The organism is Microcystis sp. LE19-8.1F (assembly GCF_027531715.1).
In the GTDB taxonomy this organism is placed as follows: Bacteria; Cyanobacteriota; Cyanobacteriia; order Cyanobacteriales; family Microcystaceae; genus Microcystis; species Microcystis wesenbergii_A.
In genome coordinates this window covers 1-4316 of sequence record NZ_JAPZSO010000151.1, presented here as the reverse complement: position 1 = coordinate 4316, position 4316 = coordinate 1, and the positions used below count along the sequence as shown (strand labels likewise).

The 4316-nt window shown below is 45.9% G+C and carries 6 protein-coding genes and 1 pseudogene; 4 read left to right on the top strand and 3 right to left on the bottom strand.

The window, feature by feature from the left end:
• Positions 1-181: bluetail domain-containing putative surface protein (locus O9334_RS14995; RefSeq protein ID WP_288000879.1), on the top strand; the 181-nt coding region annotated here is incomplete at its 5' end.
• 155 nt (positions 182-336) lie between these two features.
• On the opposite strand, the gene O9334_RS14990 is transcribed toward O9334_RS14995, so the two are convergent.
• The 3 genes from O9334_RS14990 to O9334_RS23190 form a co-directional block, all read right to left on the bottom strand.
• Positions 337-738 carry a chloride channel protein gene (locus tag O9334_RS14990; protein WP_072024884.1) on the bottom strand — a complete coding sequence of 134 codons (402 nt, stop codon included), beginning with the start codon at positions 736-738 and terminating at the stop codon, positions 337-339.
• 163 nt (positions 739-901) lie between these two features.
• Positions 902-1669 carry a chloride channel protein gene (locus O9334_RS14985; protein WP_274518357.1) on the bottom strand — a complete coding sequence of 256 codons (768 nt, stop codon included), beginning with the start codon at positions 1667-1669 and terminating at the stop codon, positions 902-904.
• A gap of 602 nt (positions 1670-2271) precedes the next feature.
• A complete protein-coding gene (locus O9334_RS23190) occupies positions 2272-2358 on the bottom strand; it encodes a transposase-like zinc-binding domain-containing protein (RefSeq protein WP_422392693.1) in 87 nt (28 codons plus the stop codon).
• Between the two features lie 68 nt (positions 2359-2426).
• Between O9334_RS23190 and O9334_RS14980 the strand changes: the two genes are divergently transcribed.
• From O9334_RS14980 to O9334_RS14975, 3 genes and pseudogenes are all read left to right on the top strand, one after another.
• Entirely contained in the window at positions 2427-3587 is a 1161-nt protein-coding gene (locus O9334_RS14980) for an FUSC family protein (protein ID WP_288000876.1), read from the top strand.
• Between the two features lie 317 nt (positions 3588-3904).
• Positions 3905-4096, top strand: a pseudogene (locus O9334_RS23185) (hypothetical protein).
• Between the two features lie 106 nt (positions 4097-4202).
• Positions 4203-4316: helix-turn-helix domain-containing protein (locus O9334_RS14975; RefSeq protein ID WP_288000881.1), on the top strand; the 114-nt coding region annotated here is incomplete at its 3' end.

The window sequence follows — 4316 nt, the reverse complement described above, 5'->3', positions numbered from 1 at the left end:
AGGGATTAATAGTGCAGCCTTAGTGCAGGTAACAACTGGTGCAATAGCTGGAACTTACCTGATTATTAATGATAGCACGGCTGGCTTCCAATCCAGCAATGATTTATTAATAAATATCACTGGATTTACTGGTAGTTTACCAGCTTTAGGTAGCCTGACAGTGGGTAATTTCTTTGTTTAACTTAGTTAGGAAAGTGGTAGGCAATGCCCACCCTACGATCAACTTTAGGAAGCATTACAGTAAGTAATATCAGATTCGGATGATTAACCGCAATAAAAAAACCCTGTGTCCTCTGTGTCTCTGTGGTTATTAATTCTGGTTCTACCGAACTCAGGTTAAATCCGATCGCTGGGGGGTTGCCGCTCTAATTTGTCCAAAATGCGCTTGAGCAAGACACTATAAACAGGTTCGCCACCTAAAATATGAGCGGTGATCGCAGCACAGATACAAGTCAGTAAGATCGGCAGCGCCACCAAAAAATTATCAGTCAATTCCATCACCAGCATGACGGCGGTGAGGGGAGCGCGGACTGTGGCCGCCACTAATCCCCCCATCCCAGCGACGGCAAAAACCCCGGGTTGGGGCAGTTGACCTGGAAACCAAGCATCGCACACTTGTGCCAGCCCTAAACTGAATAGAGTAGCCAAGGCTAACATGGGGGCAAAAATCCCGCCAATTTCCCCGGAACCATAACAAATCATTGTCAGGAGAAAGCGCCCTAAGAAAATCAGCAGCAAGACCGATCTTGGAGCTTCACTATTAAAAGTCCAGATGACCGATTCATCGCCACTGCCAACTAATACTAAATCTGGTTATTAAAAACTGATTATCTATTGCTCCTTTTGCCTATTGCAAGAGTGCCTATTGCCTCTCCTGATATGTAGCCTATACTCAACGGATTTAGTATAAGGGAGCGTAGAGCCAACCGAGCCAACCGATCGCACTTCCCACCAATAACCCCAGGAGTTGGTAAGGAAGCCCCCGCAGCCGGCCAAACCAGTCTAGGGAACGAAACAGGAAAAAATTAAAATAATAGCCAACGATTCCCAGCCCAACCCCCAAAATCACGAACATCCAGAGAGTACCGAGAGGAACTCTCTCGAAATGGGTGATTTTCATGAAGCCATCTTGACCCAAGAGCAGCCGGACGACAATAGTTGCTGTAATCGAAGCAACCATCACGGAACGGTAGGACAAGTTCCACGAATCGAATTTAGGACGCACTTCTTCGGTGACAAACAAGATGCCAGCGATTGGAGCATTGAAAGCTGTGGTCAAGCCGGCACCTGCTCCCGAAGCGATCAGAATGCGTGCCTGTTCAGAGGAGGCCCCGACGAAAGCAGCCACCATCTTGCCGATGGCACCTCCGATTTGAATGGTCGGCCCTTCAAAACCGGCAATCATCCCCGCCCCAATGGAGAGCATCCCGCCAAAAAACTTGACCGGCAGGACTCGCCGCCAGTCGAAGGGCAAGAGGTTGTCGAGCGCCCCTTCAATCTGGGGAATGCCGCTGCCAGCCGTATCCGGCGCTACCCTCCGCACCAGCCAGAAGCTGGCATAGACCATCCCCCCAGCTACCAGGCTAGGGATTAACCAATTCAGAATCGGGTAATCAGCCAGAGCGGCAGCCAGTTGTTGCCGTTGCTGGAGGATGTGGTGTACGGCCATCCGAAAGCCAGTACCCACTAAACCAGCTAGAATGCCAACAATTGCCGCCCACAGGACGACCCGGTTGAGCCGGTGCTTGGCCTCTAAAAATCGGGCCGGAATCTTGCCCAAGATATCCAATGGGGATGTGGAACCGGAATCGCTCTCTGCCATAGAAAAGGATGAGTAACTGTTGGTTTAAGGTTAACATTGAGAGTATCAATAGTCTGCTCAGACATCTCTGCCGACAACCGGGTAGTTTCAAAAATGAAGCATAAAGTATTTTTTTAGGTCCGGTGCCTGACCCTCTTTCACTCTTTTCTTTCCTTCACCTTGGCAGTAGTGGTTATCGGTTTGGTTGTCAACGCGATCTCTAATCCTATTTAGGGTTTGCTGAAAAAGTTTTTCCTGGGGGCAGGCTTCGGCCGTGAGCTTTTGCGTTCGACAAAAGCTCACGCCGAGGTCCGAACGGGTGTGGGGTGTAGGGTTTTACCGATTTTGAGGGGGTCAATTACCTAATTTTCAGGGAAAAAGTCCCGGAATTTTTCCCCCGATCACTCCCATATCCATTACTTTTTGATGGCCAAAAGGTCTAAAAGTTTTACCCAACAAGGTTTTTAGATTTATTCAGCAAACCCTATATAGTTTTGTTTTTGACCACGATGACCATTTTTATTGATGTGGTCACTTTGACATTCTGGACATTTCATCGTTTTTTTTCCTTCATTGAGTTTCTATCCATTTTGCCTTCTCATCTCTTCATCTGACAACGCCGGTAGTGGCAGTGTTTTGGTTTATCTCTACTCACCTACCGGGCAATCTGGATCTAGCCCTAGAAAGATTTTGGTTACTCTTATTGGCCGGCATTTGGGTAATGGTTCTCCACTGGGTAATATGGCTCAACGATCCCTACAGGCCAGTTAAACAAGCCATCATTGCCAGTTACCAAAGCTTGACCCATTTTCTCGAAACTGTTGCCCGAGTTGAGATTGCCGATAAGGACGAACTCTGGGATCTGGAAACAGCCCAAGCACAATATCAAACTGGAACAATGGTCGCAACGCGCTCGCTACGCGAGACCGCCCAAGCTCATAGCCTCTGGTACGAGGTTTATAGAAGTCAACCTGGCACTCATATTGAAGGCCAGTACTTGATTTTTCTGATTGAGAAGCTAACTGATATGTATCGGGAAGTCATTGCTCTGACAGAATTGATGGTCGGACAAAGTAAGAGAGAATTAGCTGAGATGGAACCAGATCTCAAGCAAGCCTGCCAAACCCTGATCAAGGTAATGAAAAACCTAGATGAGATAGTTAAATTGAGGAAGACAAGCCATCGCCAAGAAATTGCTCAAGAAACCTTGTCGATGCTCATAACTTTACAACAGGAAGTGCAGGACTTAAGGAAAAAGTTCCGTATTGGCAGTAATTCTCAGGAAACCATCACACCTAATCTGCATAAACTGATCCTGATTCTGAAAAACTTGGCAGAACAAATTGATGCCACTATTACCCTACTCCTCGATCACCAAAGGCAAGTCAAGGTTGCACTCCAGTCAGTTTCTTTAACTCCAGTCACCTCTTTTTGGGAAATATTGAAAAATAACTGGACTTTTGAGTCGATTAATTTTACTGCGGCTATGCGTCTAGCCACTGTCACTACTTTTACCATGTTTGTATCTATTTTACTCCATTGGCATCACGGTTATTGGATGGCTTTCACGGTGCTGTTTGTTCTCCAGCCAGATTATGGTGGCACAATCCAAAAGGCTATACAGCGTCTTGGCGGCACTATTTTAGGAGTAATCTTAGCAACTCCCATAGTTTTGCAGATTCAAGATATAAATCTACTCATAATAATTCTAATTATCTTAGCTGCCCGTAAGGATTCAGGTCAGGGGATTGACAAAAACAGAAAAAAGTGTAGATTGAGAGGATGAAGCAAAAAGAACCGCAGCAGCTACTAGACAGGGAAAGCCTGAAAAACCTGACCCCAGAACAACTGGTGGAGATGGTGCTGAAATTACAGGAGTTAACCCCGTGTGCAACTATATTTTCAGTCTTGATTTACAAGGTTTTCAGAAATCAGCAGAGATAAAGTATCCTCTGGAACCCTGATTCTGTGGTTTTTAGTTGCACATCGCGTTAAATCAGTTCCGCGTCTTGCTAACTCGGTAATGCAGGATCGCCGGCCGCAGTGAGTGACAATTTTTTTGTCATCTAGTCCGACTTTTGGTTCTTCGGTTTGTGCTATGCAATGTCCTTCTCTATAAGGGATGAAACCCTTATAGAGAAGGACATTGATGCGATTTTTGTCAATTGTTTTCGCTCTAGAACGAACTAATCAATAGAACTCTTGCCAGATAAGGATTTAGTCGATTTATGCCACCCTATTGAACCATACCAAGTAACGAAGAACCCGACTTTTTGGGCCGACCGCTTCAGATAGACTAGCGCAGCCTCATCGAAAATTTGGGTCTGAAACCCCGTCGTTCTACGACGGCTTTACTGTTAAATATTAGCGCATGTACACGATATATGCTAGAATGTGAGATATGGAGAAAGCCTATTCGTTTCGATTTTACCCCACAGCAGAACAAGAGTCGCTATTGCGGCGCACCTTGGGCTGTGTAAGATTAGTTTACAATAAAGCTCTCCATCTCAGAACA